At 77.6% G+C, this 1,504-nt stretch carries 2 protein-coding genes; both read right to left on the reverse strand.

Annotated features, from left to right (window positions below; all coding sequences use genetic code 11):
• Positions 1-7: 7 nt before the first annotated feature.
• Positions 8-1,294 (reverse strand): hypothetical protein, encoded by a 1,287-nt coding sequence (locus AB0C69_RS42200; protein ID WP_353835405.1) that lies wholly within the window; start codon positions 1,292-1,294, stop codon positions 8-10.
• The coding region (locus tag AB0C69_RS42205; RefSeq protein WP_360362555.1) for a hypothetical protein at positions 1,287-1,504 on the reverse strand (218 nt) is incomplete at its 5' end. The genes AB0C69_RS42200 and AB0C69_RS42205, both read right to left, overlap by 8 nt.

A 1,504-nucleotide genomic window follows, 5' to 3' on the forward strand; every position in this document is an offset into this window, starting at 1 on the left:
GCCGCGGTCACGCGGGACGGGTGTCCAGGACGTCGTGGAGGCGGCTCTCCGTCGTGCGGGGGGCGTGGAAGTCCCGCGGGCCCAGCGCGCAGGCGCGGTACTCGGCGAAGTGGAGCCGTAGCCAGTCGCGCCGCCGCTGCTCGGTCCAGGACGCGAACCGGTGGCCCGCGCGCGTGCCGGCCGCGGCCGGGGGCTCGTCGCCGAGAAGCCACGCGTCGACCAGCGCGCGGTAGCCGTCGCCGGAGGCGCAGGCCCCTTCGTCCTTGAGCGCCTCGCTGATCTGCCGGACGGCCCGGGACGCGTATCCGGGGGCGAGGTCCTCGTCGAGGTGGACGGCGGCGACGCCGTTCGCCACCGCGACGGGCATCCAGGCGGGACGCTGCTCGACCATCGTGAAGGCTCCCGGCGTGCCGTTCAGCCGCGCGGCGAGCGGGGTCGCCGCCGCCATCAGCTGGGGTAGTGCCTCCCGCAGGGCGGGGTGCACGCAGACGGTGAGGGGCCACGTCCGGCACACCGGCTCCGCCTGGGCGGGCGCCACCGTCCCGCCGGAGCGGTGCAGGGCGAGGGTGGCGGAGACGGTCGCGGCTAGCGCGAGCGCCAGGGGCAGGACGAGCAGGAAGCGCCGCGTCGCCCACATCACGTAGCCGAGGATCAGCGCCGTGGTCAGCCCCGCGGCCCAGAGGACCTGCACGGCGAACACCTCGGGACGCAGGGTGGTGAACAGCTGGACGCGGGAGAACGCGGCCGGGGGAAGCAGGCTCCACCAGGACGTCCCGGGGATGCGCAGGGCGGCCCACAGGGAGGTCGCGGCCAGGACGAGGGCCGCGGTGGCGCGGTGCGGTGCGACGCGTCCCGTCAGGTAGCCCGCGACGACGTGCAGGACGAGCGCGCCGGCGCCCGAGAGCGCGCCGAGCGGGTGGGGGTGCCCGGCGTGGGGGTGCACGAGGGTGACGGCGACGACCACCGCCGTGACCGCGACGTAGGAGACCAGCGCGGCGGACGACAGCAGCAGCAGGTCGAACAGCACGCCCGTCGCGGGGGAGCGGGCGGTGAGGTCGCGCAGGTAGTCGAGCGGGCGTTCCCGGACGGCCGTCCACGCGGCCAGGCCCGCGGCGGCCGGGCCCAGGAGGCGGACGGCGTTGACCAGCGCGACGACGCTGTTGTCCCAGTAGGCGACCGCCGGGCTCAGCGACAGGCACGCCGCCGCCGTCCCGAGCACGGTGAGGACCGGCACGGCGACGAGCAGCGCCGTGCGGCGGGCGTCCAGCCGGAGCACCCGCCCGAGGTCAGACACCGGTGGCGCTCTCGGCGGGCGACCGCCCCGGCCGCACCTTCGCGAGCTGTGGCAGGGGCAGGGGCAGGTGCGGCAGCGCGAGCGACGGCAGGGACATCTGCGGCAGCGCGCGCCGGGCCGGGCGGCGCCGGGGCATCGCGTCGACGGTCTGCGGATGGAGGGTGCCGCGCGTGGCGGCGGCGCCGCGCGGGTCGGCGGGGGAGCGGCCGC

This window comes from Actinomadura sp. NPDC048032 (assembly GCF_040653175.1).
GTDB classification, from domain to species: domain Bacteria; phylum Actinomycetota; class Actinomycetes; order Streptosporangiales; family Streptosporangiaceae; genus Spirillospora; species Spirillospora verrucosospora.